Annotated in this window: 10 protein-coding genes, 1 tRNA gene and 2 rRNA genes (1 of these 13 cut by a window edge); 12 read left to right on the top strand and 1 reads right to left on the bottom strand. The window is 42.9% G+C overall.

Features of this window, described 5'->3' with window-relative positions:
- Positions 1 to 8 precede the first annotated feature (8 nt).
- On the top strand, positions 9 to 1,214 hold the full coding sequence (locus IGI96_RS02095) for a multidrug efflux MFS transporter (protein WP_005231893.1): 1,206 nt from the start codon (positions 9 to 11) through the stop codon (positions 1,212 to 1,214).
- Positions 1,215 to 1,261: 47 nt separating this feature from the next.
- On the opposite strand, the gene IGI96_RS02090 is transcribed toward IGI96_RS02095, so the two are convergent.
- Positions 1,262 to 1,444, bottom strand: coding sequence for a YjzD family protein (locus IGI96_RS02090; protein ID WP_008377814.1), 183 nt, complete (start codon positions 1,442 to 1,444; stop codon positions 1,262 to 1,264).
- 147 nt (positions 1,445 to 1,591) lie between these two features.
- On the opposite strand from IGI96_RS02090, the gene dnaE reads away from it, so the two are divergent.
- The 11 genes from dnaE to IGI96_RS02035 form a co-directional block, all read left to right on the top strand.
- A complete protein-coding gene (gene dnaE, locus IGI96_RS02085; protein ID WP_086338019.1) occupies positions 1,592 to 4,903 on the top strand; it encodes a DNA polymerase III subunit alpha in 3,312 nt (1,103 codons plus the stop codon).
- Positions 4,904 to 5,064: 161 nt separating this feature from the next.
- A complete protein-coding gene (pfkA, locus tag IGI96_RS02080) occupies positions 5,065 to 6,027 on the top strand; it encodes a 6-phosphofructokinase (RefSeq protein WP_081117192.1) in 963 nt (320 codons plus the stop codon).
- Between the two features lie 83 nt (positions 6,028 to 6,110).
- Positions 6,111 to 7,895, top strand: coding sequence for a pyruvate kinase (gene pyk, locus IGI96_RS02075; RefSeq protein WP_438784804.1), 1,785 nt, complete (start codon positions 6,111 to 6,113; stop codon positions 7,893 to 7,895).
- Between the two features lie 195 nt (positions 7,896 to 8,090).
- A complete protein-coding gene (locus IGI96_RS02070) occupies positions 8,091 to 8,651 on the top strand; it encodes a YceD family protein (protein WP_010749661.1) in 561 nt (186 codons plus the stop codon).
- Positions 8,652 to 8,707: 56 nt separating this feature from the next.
- Positions 8,708 to 8,887, top strand: coding sequence for a 50S ribosomal protein L32 (gene rpmF / locus IGI96_RS02065; protein WP_005229191.1), 180 nt, complete (start codon positions 8,708 to 8,710; stop codon positions 8,885 to 8,887).
- Between the two features lie 186 nt (positions 8,888 to 9,073).
- Positions 9,074 to 10,495, top strand: coding sequence for an NADP-dependent phosphogluconate dehydrogenase (gndA, locus tag IGI96_RS02060; RefSeq protein ID WP_438784803.1), 1,422 nt, complete (start codon positions 9,074 to 9,076; stop codon positions 10,493 to 10,495).
- 139 nt (positions 10,496 to 10,634) lie between these two features.
- Complete coding sequence (locus tag IGI96_RS02055; RefSeq protein ID WP_438784802.1) at positions 10,635 to 11,321, top strand: response regulator transcription factor; 687 nt, start codon at positions 10,635 to 10,637, stop codon at positions 11,319 to 11,321.
- Between the two features lie 14 nt (positions 11,322 to 11,335).
- A complete protein-coding gene (locus IGI96_RS02050) occupies positions 11,336 to 12,841 on the top strand; it encodes a HAMP domain-containing sensor histidine kinase (RefSeq protein ID WP_034696083.1) in 1,506 nt (501 codons plus the stop codon).
- Positions 12,842 to 13,456: 615 nt separating this feature from the next.
- Positions 13,457 to 15,015 (top strand): 16S ribosomal RNA (locus IGI96_RS02045).
- Between the two features lie 76 nt (positions 15,016 to 15,091).
- Positions 15,092 to 15,164 (top strand) — tRNA-Ala (locus IGI96_RS02040).
- A 179-nt stretch (positions 15,165 to 15,343) separates the two neighbouring features.
- A 23S ribosomal RNA gene (locus IGI96_RS02035) occupies positions 15,344 to 16,260 on the top strand (it continues 1,998 nt past the right edge of the window).
- Together the 16S and 23S rRNA genes with 1 tRNA gene alongside form the textbook arrangement of a ribosomal RNA operon.

Below are 16,260 nucleotides of genomic sequence, written 5' to 3'. Positions count from 1 at the left end.
GTTTGTAAATGAAGATTGATTGGAAACGAAATCTACTGATTTCATGGGTAGGTTGTTTTTTTACGGGTGCCAGTTTTAGTCTTGTCATGCCATTCATTCCCTTATATATAGAAGAGTTAGGCGCTCCAGAGAGTCAAATTGAGTTGTTTTCTGGATTAGCAATCTCAGTAACGGCGTTTGCGGCGGCTATCATTGCTCCAGTATGGGGAAATCTAGCAGATCAAAAAGGTCGTCGCTTAATGATGATTCGCGCGGCTGCGGGGATGACAGTGACGATGGGGTCTTTGGCTTTTGTACCGAATGTCTATTGGTTGTTGATCATGCGTTTCTTTACCGGAATTTTATCGGGGTATATTCCCAATGCGACTGCATTGATTGCTTCGCAGGCGCCTCGAGAAAAAAGTGGTTGGGCGCTTGGGACATTGGCTACAGGAGCCATCGCAGGGAATTTGATCGGTCCATCGATGGGTGGGGCGTTGGCGCAATGGTTCGGCATGAAAAATGTTTTTATCATTACTGGTGTTGTGCTGCTAATTACGCTCTTGCTTACGATTTTTCTCGTTCAAGAAGATTTTGAGCCGGTTGAAAAGGGCGATTTGCTGTCCATCAAAGAAATTTTTGGTCAAATCAAAAATATGCAGCTGCTTGTCGGTTTGTTTATTACGTCACTGATTTTACAGCTAGGTGTAACGAGTATCAGCCCGATCCTCACGTTATATATTCGTGATCTAAGCGGGAATAGTGGCAATATTTTGTTTGTCAGCGGATTGATCGTCTCTGTTGCTGGTGTTTCGGCAATCATCTCTTCGCCATTTTTAGGCAAAATCGGTGATCGTTACGGCAATCACAAGGTATTGTTAGGCGGTTTATTGCTGTCATTTTTCTGTTTCATTCCGATGGGCTTTGTCTCCACACCGTTTCAGTTGGGCGTGCTGCGCTTCTTGCTTGGTTTTTCGACGGGTGCGTTGATGCCGTCGATCAACACACTGATCAGCAAGATCACCCCGATGGAAGGGGTCAGCCGTATCTACAGCTACAACCAAATGTTCTCTAACTTTGGACAAGTGTTAGGTCCGATGGTCGGCTCAACGGTGGCAGCTGGCTTTGGTTATCCCGCCGTCTTTTGGGTAACTAGCGGGTTTGTACTGATCAATATTTTTATCTCAGGATTTAATTTCCGTAAAAGCTTGCGTAAAACGGACATCAGTGAATAGTTGAAAAGAAAAAAAAACCAGTTACAATAAAGGTAACTGGTTTTTTTTTAATGGCTTGTCTTTTCAGGCGCTGGTGCGATAATACCAACAAGAATGATCACCACACCTGTGACCAAAGAGATGATTGAAGTTAATTGAAAATCATAAGTTGCTCCAGCAAGTGAGCTGCCTAGATAGCCAACGACTTGACCTAATACAAAAGTCCAAAATAAAGTGACTAAGTAACGCATGACGACACCTCTTTTCTGCGTATCTTCCATTTCGACTTTAGTTTATCACAAAAATTTTTATTGTAAAGATTTTCACTTTTTCATTTTGTTTTTCAAATCTAATTACTAGCAGAAAGAAAGAGAATTTTCATTTTTGGAGGGATTTCAATGTATTCACAGCTCACCACCTTAAGCGCCTATTCGTTGCTGCAAAGTACGATCAAAATTCCTCACTATATAGAGCAAGCCAAAAAGATGGGCTATCAGACGTTGGGTCTGACCGATCATAATGTTCTCTATGGCGCGGTCGAGTTTTATCAGCAATGCCTAGCACAGGGCATCAAGCCGATTTTTGGCGCTTTGTTCGACTGTACCTTCGGAGAGGGATCAATGTCCTTTCCATTGTACGTATTTGCAAAAAACCTCAAGGGCTATCAAACCTTGATGCGTTTATCAAGTGAAAAAATGATCACCGAGCAGTTGAATTTAGCTGCTTGTGATTCTTTGCAGGACCTCTTTGGTTTGCTGCCTGAAGGCGAGGGATTTCTGCCTTATCAGCACGATGATCTAGAAGCCAATCAAGAAGCACTGCGAGCAATCAGCCATAAATTTGATTCTGAGAGCTTGTTTTTAGGTATTACTAGCAAAGGGTTAGATCCAGAAACGATCGCTTGGTTTAACGAGCAAAACATTGCACCATGTGCGTATCAACCAATCGCGGCTTTAGCACAAGAAGAAGCCTTTGCAGTCAAAGTGATGACGCATATCAAAGAGGGCTCGCAAATTGAAGACTTTCGTCAGGCTAAAGAGCAAGGGGCTGCGCAGCTTTTTCTACAACCAGCAGACCAACTGACCGCGGCATTTGAAGAATGGTCGCAGGCATTGATGAATAATCAGCGGATTGCAGCTGAATGCGCCGTCGAGCTGCCGCTGCATCAGCGGCTGTTGCCTCATTACCCGCTACCAGCCGAAGAAAGCGCTGCGGACTATTTGCGGAAAATTTGTTTTGAGCGTCTGCCTCAGCGTGTTGCCCACGTTACATCGGCGTACGAACAGCGTTTGGATTATGAGTTGTCCGTCATCCATAAGATGGGCTTTGATGACTATTTCTTGATTATTTGGGACGTCATGGACTTTGCCCACCAACAAGAGATCGTTACCGGCGCTGGACGGGGATCGGCTGCTGGCGCACTGGTGGCATATGTTTTATCGATCACCGACGTGGATCCAATCAAATACGATCTTTTGTTTGAACGATTCTTGAATCCAGAACGTTACACGATGCCTGATATTGATTTAGACATTCCTGACAATCGCAGAGACGAGATTTTACAGTATGTGCGCCAAAAATACGGGCAAGAATATATGGCACAGATTGCGACGTTTGGCACCATGGCGGCCAAAATGGTTCTGCGAGATGTTTCTCGTGTCTTTGGTCTTTCGCAAAGTGAAGCCAATCGCTGGTCAAAAGCCATTCCCAATGCCTTGAAAATGACCTTAGATCTTGCTTATGAACAATCCAATCAGCTGCGAGAATTGGTGTCGTTTAATGAGAGAAACCAAGTAATGTTTCAAGTCGCCAAAATTTTAGAAGGCTTGCCACGTCACGTATCGACTCATGCCGCTGGTGTGGTGATCAGTGACAAGAATTTGCTTGATCTGGTTCCCTTACAAGAAGGCAGCGATGGGATCTGGCTGACCCAATTTACCATGAATGACGTAGAAGCCATCGGCCTATTGAAGATGGACTTTTTAGGCTTGAGAAACTTATCGATCATTGATAATACCTTGAAAGGCATTAAACGAATCAGCCAACAAATCGTTACCCAAAAGGAGATTCCTCTTGATGATCCAGCAACATTGCGCTTGTTTCAAAAAGGCGAGACCGCAGGGATCTTCCAATTTGAATCAGCGGGGATACGCAATGTGCTGCGTAAGTTAGGACCAGAAAGCATCGAGGATATTGCCGCAGTCAATGCCTTGTATCGTCCAGGACCGATGCAAAATATCGATACCTTTATTAAGCGGAAAAAAGGACAAGAGCGTGTCTCTTATCCAGATGACAGCTTGATTCCGATTTTGCAAAACACTTACGGAATCATTGTCTACCAAGAGCAGATCATGCAGGTAGCTTCCAAAATGGCTGGTTTCAGCTTAGGACAAGCAGATATTTTGCGTCGAGCAATCAGTAAAAAGAAAAAAGACGTCTTGGATGAGGAACGTCGTCATTTTGTGCAAGGCGCCTTAGCCAATCAATACGATGAAAAGACCGCCAATTTGGTCTATGACTATATCGAGCGGTTCGCCAATTATGGGTTTAATCGATCCCATGCGTTTGCCTATTCCTTTATCGGCTTTCAAATGGCCTATCTGAAGGTACACTATCCCGCACCATTTTTTGCTTCGATCCTACACTCGGTACGCAACACCGCCAGCAAAATGAAAGAATATTTAAATGAAGCCGCACGTTATGGCGTAGAAGTACTGCCGCCTTCGATCAATGCCAGTGGGTTTAGTTTTCAACTGCAAAATGAAAAACAAATTCGTTTTGGTTTCAGCAGTATCAAAGGAATCCGACGCGACATGATCCAAGACATTTTGGCAGAAAGAAAAGAGCATGGTAATTTCACGTCTATGGATCAATTTTTGCTTCGCTTGAATCAGCGGAACAGCAAATGGTTAAAATTGGATTATTTATTGCCGCTTTTGAGCATCGGCGTATTCGATGGGATCGCCCCCAATCGAAAACAAGCACTGATCCAGCTAGAAGGAAAGATCCAAAACATTACTTATAGTGGCGGCAGTTTGGATCTCTTAGAAACTATGGCATTAAAAGAAGAAGCCGTTGCCGATTACAAACTAGAAGAAAAACTGGCTTTGGAAGAAGAATACTTAGGTGTTTATTTGTCTGGCCATCCCGTGGAACAGTTTCAAAAATTGCACCAACTAAAACAAATCACTGATATTGCCGACCTGGTTCCGAATGAACGGGTGCGTATCCTTTTATATGTGCGCAAGATTCGAGAGATTCGAACGAAAAAGGGCGAACAAATGGCGTTTGTCGAAGGAACGGATGCCAGCAAAGAAGTGTCAGTAACGATTTTTCCCATCGTTTATCGACAAGTACGTTCCTTGATTGAAGAAAATGCTGTTCTTTATATCGAAGGAAAGGTCGAGGTAAGTCGTTACAATGGTGAAATCCAACTCATTGCTGATAAAATAGACTTAGCAGAAAACGTTCAAAATAAAATTGCGTCACAAACTTGTTACTTAAAGATTTCTGCTGAAGCTGAAACGTCGCACCTGCAAGCATTGTCGAAGGAAATGAAGCAGCATCACGGAAATATTCCAGTGGTGATGTTCTATGAAAGCAGTGGCAAAAAAGTGTTATTAGCAGAAGAAAACTGGGTGACGGATGAGCCGAACTTTGTCAAACAACTGATCGCATTATTAGGAAATGGAAATGTAATTTTCAAGTAATTTTCCGAAAACGGTAATTCAACTTACACTTTTTTCAACTTTTTCCCACTATTTCAAGACATTTTCATGGAATAATGGTAGAATATGTCTCGTGGTTATTACTTGAAAACTAGCAAACAGGGGCTTCCCTAAACAAAATCTTTTGATGAGGTGAAAGAATAATGAAACGCATTGGAATTCTAACCAGTGGCGGCGATGCACCAGGAATGAACGCAGCGATTCGCGCAGTTGTCAGAAAGGGTATTTTTGACGGACTTGAAGTATACGGAATCAACTATGGCTATGCCGGACTAGTCGCAGGCGACATTCGTCGCTTAGATGTTGCTGATGTTGGTGACAAAATTCAACGTGGTGGAACATTCTTATATTCAGCACGTTATCCAGAATTTGCGACACAAGAAGGACAATTAAAAGGAATCGAACAATTAAAGAAATTTGGCATCGAAGGGCTAGTCGTGATTGGTGGAGATGGATCTTACCATGGTGCGATGGCACTTACTCGTCACGGTTTCCCAGCGATCGGGATTCCAGGAACGATCGATAATGACATTCCAGGAACAGATTTCACGATTGGTTTTGATACAGCGATCAATACTGTCTTGGAATCGATTGACCGGATCCGTGATACAGCGACATCACATGTCCGCACATTCGTGATCGAAGTAATGGGTCGTGGTGCTGGCGATATCGCTTTATGGTCAGGTGTGGCCGGTGGTGCGGATGAAATCATCATCCCAGAACATGATTTTGACATGCAAGTTGTTGCTGATCGTATCCGTGAAGGACGCGACCGCGGGAAAAAACATTGCTTGATCGTTTTAGCCGAAGGTGTGATGGGCGGAAATGAATTTGCTGACAAACTTTCTGAATACGGCGATTTCCATACCCGTGTATCAATTCTAGGACACGTTGTCCGGGGTGGTTCACCAAGCGCTCGTGACCGTGTGTTAGCAAGTAAATTTGGTTCATATGCCGTTGAATTATTGCAACAAGGCAAAGGCGGTCTATGTATCGGTATCGAAAACAATGAAATGATTGCTTCTGATATCATCGATACCCTTGAAAACAATCGTCACAAACCAGATCTTAGCTTGTATAACTTGAACAAAGAAATCTCATTCTAAAGAGATTTTTAAAGCAACGCAACAGTAATTTTGTAAAAAAAGCTTATTAGCTATTTTAAATAAATGAATAGGAGCGTTTAGTAATGAAAAAAACAAAGATCGTAAGTACATTAGGACCAGCAAGTAACAGTGTGGAAATTATTTCTCAACTGATTGAAGCCGGTGCGAATGTCTTCCGCTTTAACTTCTCTCATGGAGATCATGAAGAACAATTAGCGCGTATGACAATGGTTCGTGAAGCCGTAAAGAAAACTGGTAAAGATGTCGGTATCCTTTTAGATACAAAAGGTGCTGAAATCCGTACAACTGTACAAAATACGACAGAAGCAGACTTTGGTCGTGCTGGATACATCCAATTCAACGTTGGCGATGAAACACGCATTTCAATGGATCCAGAACACAAAGGAACAAAAGAAAAAATTGCTGTAACTTATCCTGGTTTATTTGAAGATGTTCATGTGGGCGGACACATCTTGTTTGATGATGGCTTGATCGACATGGAAATCAAAGAAAAAGACGAAGCAACCCGTGAATTAGTGGTTGTCGTTAAAAATGCTGGAATGTTAGGATCACGTAAAGGGGTCAATGCTCCTGGCGTATCAATCAGCTTACCTGGTATTACTGAAAAAGATGCAGAAGATATCCGTTTTGGTCTTGATAACGATATCGACTTCATTGCCGCTTCATTTGTACGTAAAGCGCAAGACGTTTTAGAAATTCGTGAAATTTTAGAAGAAAAAGACATGACTCATGTGCAAATCTTCTCTAAAATCGAATCACAAGAAGGTATCGATAATATCGATGAAATCATCAAAGTTTCTGATGGTATCATGGTTGCCCGTGGTGACATGGGTGTTGAGATCCCTGCTGAAGAAGTACCAATGGTTCAAAAGAGCATCATTAAAAAATGTAACGCTGCTGGTAAATCAGTTATCACAGCAACACAAATGTTAGAATCAATGCAACAAAACCCACGTCCAACTCGTGCAGAAGCTTCTGACGTTGCCAATGCTGTCTTTGACGGTACTGATGCAACAATGCTTTCTGGTGAGTCAGCAAACGGTGACTACCCTGTTGAAGCAGTAGCAACAATGGCACGTATCGACGTGGAAGCAGAAAAAGCTTTATCAGAAAACAGCACTTTCCAAATCAACCAATTTGATAAAACAGATGTAACGGAAACAATCGGTTTATCTGTTGCGTGTGCAGCGAAAAACTTAGGGGTTAAAACAATCGTTGCTGCCACTGAATCTGGCTACACTGCAAAAATGATCTCTAAATATCGTCCAGATGCTGACATTTTAGCTGTCACATTTGACGAACGCACAAAACGCGGCTTGATGCTTAACTGGGGTGTGTACCCAACCGTTGCTGAAAAACCATCAACAACTGATGAAATGTTTGAATTAGCAGCAAAACAAGCAGTGGATTTAGGCTTTGCTAAAGAAGGCGATCTAATCTTGATCACAGCCGGTGTTCCTGTTGGTGAACGCGGAACAACCAACGTAATGAAGATCCAATTGATCGGATCAAAATTGCTTGAAGCGCAAGGAATTGGTGAAAAATCAGTTATTGCCAATGCCGTGATCGCTCACAGTGCCGAAGAAGCAATTGCGAAAGCAAAAGATGGCATGATTTTAGTTGTACCAACAACAGATAAAGAATATATGCCAGCAATCGAAAAAGCAGCAGCTTTAGTTGTTGAAGATGGCGGCTTGACTTCTCATGCAGCAGTTGTCGGAATCGCGAAAGATCTACCAGTGATCGTTGGTGCCAAAGACGCAACAACAACCATCAAAGATGGCGAATTGGTTACTCTTGATTCTCGTCGCGGTATCGTTTATCGTGGAGAAACAACAGCGATCTAATGATTTTTAACGATTGATCAAGCAACAGGCAAGTGCACGTTGTGCGCTTCCTGTTGTTTTTTTGAGAGTGTCGAAATCCCTTGAGAAAAGGCATTAAAATGACACGATCAAAAATGAAAAAGGTGTCAAGAAAATTTCATTGACAAAGCCTCAGAAGCCCTGTATAATTGCTTTTGTTGCTTAGGGGTGATAAAAATGAAATGGTCTTTATTGGAATTAAAAAAATACCAAGAGACACCGCTGATGTTTGAAGAAACACTTGACCTAAAAAGTCAACTGATAAAACGCGATGGACAGATCATTGATTTGTCTCCTGTAAAAGTAAAAGGGCTGATGAGTGTTGATAAGCAAGGATACTTGCTGCACTATCAAGTGGAAACGACGATGACATTGCCATCTACTCGTTCTTTGACACCTGTAGCGATTCCTTTTGATTTTTCAGTGGATGAACAATTCATGACACCAGAGCAATTTCAGCGTCGCGATGAAACGATCGTCGAAGAAGAAGTTTTGATCATTGAAGGTCAAACCATCAGCTTAGATGAATCGGTCGCTGATAACCTATTACTTGCGATTCCTTTGCAAGTCCTGACAGAAGAAGAAAAACAAGGTTCAGCAATGCCATCTGGCAACGATTGGGCTGTTTTGTCAGAAGAAGACTTTGCAAATCAAAAAGAAGCGCAAGCTCAACAAGTTGATCCTCGTCTTGCAAAATTATCCGAATTATTCAATGAATCAGATGACGATAACGCGTAGGATTGGAATAAATTGCAGCCTCAAGGTTGCGTTCATTAACAAGGAGGTGTAGCAAAATGGCAGTACCAGCTAGAAAAACTTCGAAAGCGAAGAAAGCAAAACGTCGTACACATTACAAATTGACAATCAACGGTTTGAACGAATGTGCAAACTGTGGTGAAATGAAAAAAAGCCACCATGTCTGCTCTAACTGTGGTCATTACGATGGCAAAGACGTAGCAACAAAAGAAGCATAATTCCTTTTTTTCAGAAAGAGGATTCTAAAACCTTAGGCTAACCATGGAGCCTGAGGTTTTTTTGTTTTTTTTTGGAAAAGATGGAACTTTTCAGAAATATTTTTTGTCCATCGAAAGAGAATAGTTCAAAAGCAGGTACATTTGCGCTATAATGAAAAAGATAATTGAATCTTAGGAGGATGAAAGATGACAAAACAACAAATCGGCGTTGTCGGTATGGCTGTTATGGGCAAAAACTTAGCGTTGAACATCGAAAGCCGCGGTTATTCAGTTACCTTATTTAACCGTACTGGTTCAAAGACAGAAGAAGTAGTAAAAGAACATCCAGATAAAAATTTTAAAGCAACTTATACGATAGAAGAATTTGTCCAATCAATTGAAAAACCACGTCGTATTTTATTAATGGTAAAAGCAGGATTTGCGACGGATGCTACGATCCAAGAACTATTGCCTCATCTAGACAAAGGCGATATTTTGATCGATGGCGGAAATACCTTCTTTAAAGATACCGTTCGTCGTAACGAAGAGTTGGCAAACTCAGGAATCAACTTTATCGGTACGGGTGTTTCTGGTGGGGAAGAAGGCGCCTTGAAAGGTCCTTCGATCATGCCTGGTGGACAAAAAGAAGCATATGAATTGGTTGCACCGATCTTAGAACAAATTTCAGCAAAAGCTGAAGATGGTACACCTTGTGTAACTTATATTGGACCAAATGGTGCAGGCCATTACGTAAAAATGGTTCATAATGGGATCGAGTATGGCGACATGCAGCTGATTGCGGAGTCTTATGACTTGATGCAAAACATTTTAGGTCTATCTGTTGATGAAATGGCTGATATCTTTGCCGAATGGAACAAAGGTGAATTGGATAGCTACCTAATTGAGATCACAGCGGATATCTTGACACGTAAAGATGATCAAGGAACAGGCAAACCGATCGTTGATGTCATCTTAGATGCTGCAGGCAATAAAGGAACTGGGAAATGGACGAGCCAAAGTGCCTTAGACCTAGGTGTTCCATTGCCATTGATCACTGAATCTGTTTTTGCTCGCTATATCTCAGCTTACAAAGAAGAACGGGTCAATGCCAGCAAAGTATTACCGAAACCAGAAGCGGTTGCTTTTGAAGGAAACAAAGAAGAATTTATCAATAAGATCCGTGAAGCCTTATACTTCAGTAAAATCATGAGCTATGCACAAGGTTTCGCGCAATTACGTACAGCATCAAAAGAGTACGATTGGGATCTTCCTTTTGGTGAGATTGCCAAAATTTGGCGTGCAGGCTGTATCATCCGTGCGCAATTTTTACAAAAAATCACGGATGCTTATGACAAGAATGCTGACATCGAAAACTTATTATTAGATGATTACTTCAAAGACATCACGAAACGCTATCAATCTTCTGTACGTGAAGTAGTTGCGCTAGCTGTCCAAGCGGGTGTCCCTGTGCCGACGTTCTCCTCTGCGATCGCGTACTTTGATTCGTATCGTTCTGATCGTTTGCCAGCGAACTTGATCCAAGCACAACGGGATTACTTCGGCGCGCATACGTATGAACGGACAGATAAAGAGGGAATTTTCCATTATTCATGGTATGACGAAGCGTAAGCTTTAAGAGAATCCAAAAGAGAAAGGCCGAAAGTGAGAACTTTCGGTCAATCTCTTTTTTATTTTTTAGATACATGATAAAATAAGACAGATAATGTCTATTTTAAAGGCAGAATAATCAATAAAGGGGCTATCAATAATGAGTAATATTCTAATCGTTGAAGATGAAAAGAACTTAGCTCGATTTGTGGAATTAGAATTGAAGCATGAAGGGTATAATACTGAAGTTCATTACAACGGACGGACGGGACTGGATGCTGCGCTGAATAATGAATGGGATGCAATCTTATTGGATCTAATGCTTCCAGAGCTAAATGGGTTAGAAGTTTGCCGACGTGTGCGTCAATCGAAGAACACCCCGATCATCATGATGACCGCGAGAGATTCTGTGATTGATCGAGTATCAGGTTTGGATCATGGTGCTGATGATTATATTGTGAAGCCTTTTGCAATTGAAGAATTGCTGGCACGCTTACGTGCGTTGCTTCGCCGTATCGATATCGAAGGGGACAAAAACGTCGCAAAACAAACCACGATCACTTACCGCGATCTAACGATTGAAAAAGAAAACCGTGTCGTTCGACGTGGAACAGATGTCATTGAACTAACAAAACGCGAATATGAGCTATTGTTGACTTTAATGGAAAACGTCAATGTCGTTTTAGCCAGAGATGTTTTATTAAACAAAGTCTGGGGCTATGAGACAGAAGTTGAAACCAACGTTGTCGATGTTTACATCCGCTACTTACGAAATAAAATTGATGTGCCAGGGGAGGAAAGCTATATCCAAACCGTTCGTGGTACAGGTTATGTGATGCGGTCGTGAACCTTAAAAAAAGAATGAAAAAATTAAAAGAACTGAAGGGGCCTTCTTTAACTGTAAAGTGGGCCTTCGCAAGTTCTTTCTTTATATTCGTCGTATTTACGATCTTTGCTGTGATCACCTATAAAACATCGGTGAATTTGATCGTCGCTAAAGAAGAAAACAATGTGGAGCGGACGATGTCAGAGGTTGCTTCTCGTTTAGCCAATTCGGATCAAGAACTAACATTGGTTCGGACGTATCGTAATTTAACCAAAAATGATGCGGGGACGACGAGCATTTATGATCGCACTTCAACGATCGATGGCAACTTAATGAAAATCGATTCCTTTATTTCGGAATTAGGCCAAGCGCCGTTGAGCTTGTTTGTTTATAATTTGAATGAGGATCTTGTGTTTAAAACCCATGAGAATGATTTAGCACTGATCGACACGCAGCGCAAAGCGCCAACCATCGTAACGCTGGATGGTATCACAGGCTTTCTCTCGATCCAACCCATCTATTCAAAAGGCACCAGAGAGCGGATTGGCTATGCACAAACATTTTATGAATTGACTTCTTTTTACGAAATACGCAGCAAACTGCTGCTGACTTTGATTATCTTAGAAGTCGTTTCTCTGATTCTTAGTAGTGTGCTTGGATTCTTTTTATCAGCGTATTTCCTTCAGCCGTTAAAGGTCTTGCGAGATACGATGGAAACCGTTCGGAAAAACCCACAGTCAACGGTGCATATGCCAGAATTAAATACGAACGATGAACTGTCTGATTTAGCAGATATCTTTAACGAAATGCTGGATCGCATGCGCCTATACATTGAACAGCAAGAGCGATTCGTCGAAGACGTTTCTCATGAGTTGCGAACGCCTGTGGCGATCATTGAAGGACATATGAATCTGTTGCAGCGTTGGGGAAAAGACGATCCAGAGATTTTGGATGAGTCTCTGGCAGCCAGTATGCAAGAGATCAGTCGGATGAAGACGCTAGTACAGGAAATGTTGGATCTCTCAAGAGCGGAACAAGTGGATGTTCATTATGCAAATGAAACAACCAATGCAAAAGAAGTTGTCTATCAAGTCTTCAATAACTTTAAAATACTGTATCCGGATTTTGTTTTTACATTGGATGATGACTTATACCATGAGTTGAAGCTGAAAATCTATCGCAATCATTTTGAACAGATCATTATTATTGTCTTGGATAACGCAGTGAAATATTCCACTGATCGAAAAGAAGTTCATCTATCCATTTCGTTGGATCGGCAATCCTTTGAAATTGCCATTCAAGACTTTGGTGAGGGAATCTCCAAAGAAGACCTCGACAAGATCTTTAATCGTTTCTATCGGGTAGATAAAGCCCGTGCTAGAACCAAAGGCGGAAACGGGCTAGGGCTCTCTATTGCGAAACAGTTATTGGAAAGCTATAAAGGAAAAATTTCAGCAGAGAGTGTCATCGGTCAAGGAACGATCTTTCGAATCTATATACCGATCGTTCAATCAGAAGATCGGACGAAAAGAGAACGTTAGGCGAAAAGCTTAAGTTCTCTTTTTTTATCCATTAATGATAGATTTAGCCGCAAAATACTTCTTATAAACGAACGTTCGAATCGTTTGACAATGAATAATTCGCTTATAAAAATAGTTGCCAAAAAGCCTATTTTTTTAGTTGATTTTTCCTTTAAGAATTGCTATATTATTACTTGTCCTTGTTAAGGCATTTGTAACAAACACTGATTGATCTTTTTTGAAATTAGTTGTTGACGAAACATTTTACAAGTGTTATTATAACAAAGTCGAAAAAATATCATCTCTGAAAAACCTAATAAATCAAAAAAACTTTTCAAAAAAAGTGTTTGACATATAACGGTTGAGATGGTAAGATAAAAAAGCCGCTGAGGTTAAGAAAGAAGTTAAATAACAACTTCTTGAAAAAAACTTTTAAAAAAGAGTTGACAAACAAACGTCGCTCTGATATGATATAAAAGTTGCTAACACAGCACGGTAGACCTTTGAAAACTGAACAAAGCAAGCAAACGAACCAATGTGTAGGACGTTTCAATTTATTGAAACAAATACATGCAAGCAATAGCTAGCAAAGTTAATTTTTATGAGCTTAATGACCGTATGGTCATTCAAACAAATCATTATGAGAGTTTGATCCTGGCTCAGGACGAACGCTGGCGGCGTGCCTAATACATGCAAGTCGAACGCTTTTTCTTTCACCGGAGCTTGCTCCACCGAAAGAAAAAGAGTGGCGAACGGGTGAGTAACACGTGGGTAACCTGCCCATCAGAAGGGGATAACACTTGGAAACAGGTGCTAATACCGTATAACACTATTTTCCGCATGGAAGAAAGTTGAAAGGCGCTTTTGCGTCACTGATGGATGGACCCGCGGTGCATTAGCTAGTTGGTGAGGTAACGGCTCACCAAGGCAACGATGCATAGCCGACCTGAGAGGGTGATCGGCCACACTGGGACTGAGACACGGCCCAGACTCCTACGGGAGGCAGCAGTAGGGAATCTTCGGCAATGGACGAAAGTCTGACCGAGCAACGCCGCGTGAGTGAAGAAGGTTTTCGGATCGTAAAACTCTGTTGTTAGAGAAGAACAAGGATGAGAGTAAAATGTTCATCCCTTGACGGTATCTAACCAGAAAGCCACGGCTAACTACGTGCCAGCAGCCGCGGTAATACGTAGGTGGCAAGCGTTGTCCGGATTTATTGGGCGTAAAGCGAGCGCAGGCGGTTTCTTAAGTCTGATGTGAAAGCCCCCGGCTCAACCGGGGAGGGTCATTGGAAACTGGGAGACTTGAGTGCAGAAGAGGAGAGTGGAATTCCATGTGTAGCGGTGAAATGCGTAGATATATGGAGGAACACCAGTGGCGAAGGCGGCTCTCTGGTCTGTAACTGACGCTGAGGCTCGAAAGCGTGGGGAGCGAACAGGATTAGATACCCTGGTAGTCCACGCCGTAAACGATGAGTGCTAAGTGTTGGAGGGTTTCCGCCCTTCAGTGCTGCAGCAAACGCATTAAGCACTCCGCCTGGGGAGTACGACCGCAAGGTTGAAACTCAAAGGAATTGACGGGGGCCCGCACAAGCGGTGGAGCATGTGGTTTAATTCGAAGCAACGCGAAGAACCTTACCAGGTCTTGACATCCTTTGACCACTCTAGAGATAGAGCTTCCCCTTCGGGGGCAAAGTGACAGGTGGTGCATGGTTGTCGTCAGCTCGTGTCGTGAGATGTTGGGTTAAGTCCCGCAACGAGCGCAACCCTTATTGTTAGTTGCCATCATTTAGTTGGGCACTCTAGCGAGACTGCCGGTGACAAACCGGAGGAAGGTGGGGATGACGTCAAATCATCATGCCCCTTATGACCTGGGCTACACACGTGCTACAATGGGAAGTACAACGAGTTGCGAAGTCGCGAGGCTAAGCTAATCTCTTAAAGCTTCTCTCAGTTCGGATTGTAGGCTGCAACTCGCCTACATGAAGCCGGAATCGCTAGTAATCGCGGATCAGCACGCCGCGGTGAATACGTTCCCGGGCCTTGTACACACCGCCCGTCACACCACGAGAGTTTGTAACACCCGAAGTCGGTGAGGTAACCTTTTGGAGCCAGCCGCCTAAGGTGGGATAGATGATTGGGGTGAAGTCGTAACAAGGTAGCCGTATCGGAAGGTGCGGCTGGATCACCTCCTTTCTAAGGAATATTTCGGAAGACTACACATCGTTTGCCTTTGTTCAGTTTTGAGAGGTCTACTCTCAAGTAAATACCCGGGGCCTTAGCTCAGCTGGGAGAGCGCCTGCTTTGCACGCAGGAGGTCAGCGGTTCGATCCCGCTAGGCTCCATTAACGACAATGGTCGTTAAGCTTTGTTCATTGAAAACTGGATATCGAAGAAATAATCAAAACAAGTAACACACACCGAGTTGAAATGTTAAAAGAGTTTTTTAATAAGTTCAACGCTTATTTTCTTGAGCAACCTTCTATCGCTAGAAGAAGTACTCAAAACCGACCGTAAGGTCAAAGGTTAAGTGAATAAGGGCGCACGGTGGATGCCTTGGCACTAGGAGCCGATGAAGGACGGGACTAACACCGATATGCTTTGGGGAGCTGTAAGTAAGCTATGATCCAGAGATTTCCGAATGGGGGAACCCAGCATCTTTTATAGGATGTTACGTCTGCGTGAATACATAGCGCAGTCGAGGTAGACGCAGAGAACTGAAACATCTAAGTACCTGCAGGAAGAGAAAGAAAATTCGATTCCCTGAGTAGCGGCGAGCGAAACGGGAAAAGCCCAAACCAACAAGCTTGCTTGTTGGGGTTGTAGGACTCCGATATGGTAGTCTATTCAGATAGTCGAAATACTTGGAAAAGTATGTCAAAGAGGGTAAAAACCCCGTAGGCGAAATTTGGATAACACCTAGGAGGATCCTGAGTACGGCGGAACACGAGGAATTCCGTCGGAATCCGGGAGGACCATCTCCCAAGGCTAAATACTCCCTAGTGACCGATAGTGAACCAGTACCGTGAGGGAAAGGTGAAAAGCACCCCGGAAGGGGAGTGAAATAGATCCTGAAACCGTGTGCCTACAACAAGTTAGAGCCCGTTAATGGGTGATAGCGTGCCTTTTGTAGAATGAACCGGCGAGTTACGATAGCATGCGAGGTTAAGTTGAAGAGACGGAGCCGTAGCGAAAGCGAGTCTGAATAGGGCGAATGAGTATGTTGTCGTAGACCCGAAACCATGTGATCTACCCATGTCCAGGTTGAAGGTGCGGTAAAACGCACTGGAGGACCGAACCCACGTACGTTGAAAAGTGCGGGGATGAGGTGTGGGTAGCGGAGAAATTCCAAACGAACTTGGAGATAGCTGGTTCTCTCCGAAATAGCTTTAGGGCTAGCCTCGGAATTGAGAATGATGGAGGTAGAGCACTGTTTGGACT

The organism is Enterococcus sp. DIV0421, assembly GCF_051713745.1.
Classification (GTDB): domain Bacteria; phylum Bacillota; class Bacilli; order Lactobacillales; family Enterococcaceae; genus Enterococcus_D; species Enterococcus_D casseliflavus.
This window is presented reverse-complemented; position numbering and strand designations above follow the sequence as displayed.

Bases quoted from the DNA above. Each gene is read 5' to 3' on its own strand.
- pfkA (WP_081117192.1), top strand. From the start codon at position 5,065: ATGAAACGCATTGGAATTCTAACCAGTGGCGGCGATGCACCAGGAATG.
- IGI96_RS02095 (WP_005231893.1), top strand. From the start codon at position 9: ATGAAGATTGATTGGAAACGAAATCTACTGATTTCATGGGTAGGTTGT.
- rpmF (WP_005229191.1), top strand. From the start codon at position 8,708: ATGGCAGTACCAGCTAGAAAAACTTCGAAAGCGAAGAAAGCAAAACGT.
- IGI96_RS02090 (WP_008377814.1), bottom strand. From the start codon at position 1,444: ATGCGTTACTTAGTCACTTTATTTTGGACTTTTGTATTAGGTCAAGTC.
- IGI96_RS02050 (WP_034696083.1), top strand. From the start codon at position 11,336: ATGAAAAAATTAAAAGAACTGAAGGGGCCTTCTTTAACTGTAAAGTGG.
- pyk (WP_438784804.1), top strand. From the start codon at position 6,111: ATGAAAAAAACAAAGATCGTAAGTACATTAGGACCAGCAAGTAACAGT.
- IGI96_RS02070 (WP_010749661.1), top strand. From the start codon at position 8,091: ATGAAATGGTCTTTATTGGAATTAAAAAAATACCAAGAGACACCGCTG.
- IGI96_RS02055 (WP_438784802.1), top strand. From the start codon at position 10,635: ATGAGTAATATTCTAATCGTTGAAGATGAAAAGAACTTAGCTCGATTT.
- gndA (WP_438784803.1), top strand. From the start codon at position 9,074: ATGACAAAACAACAAATCGGCGTTGTCGGTATGGCTGTTATGGGCAAA.
- dnaE (WP_086338019.1), top strand. From the start codon at position 1,592: ATGTATTCACAGCTCACCACCTTAAGCGCCTATTCGTTGCTGCAAAGT.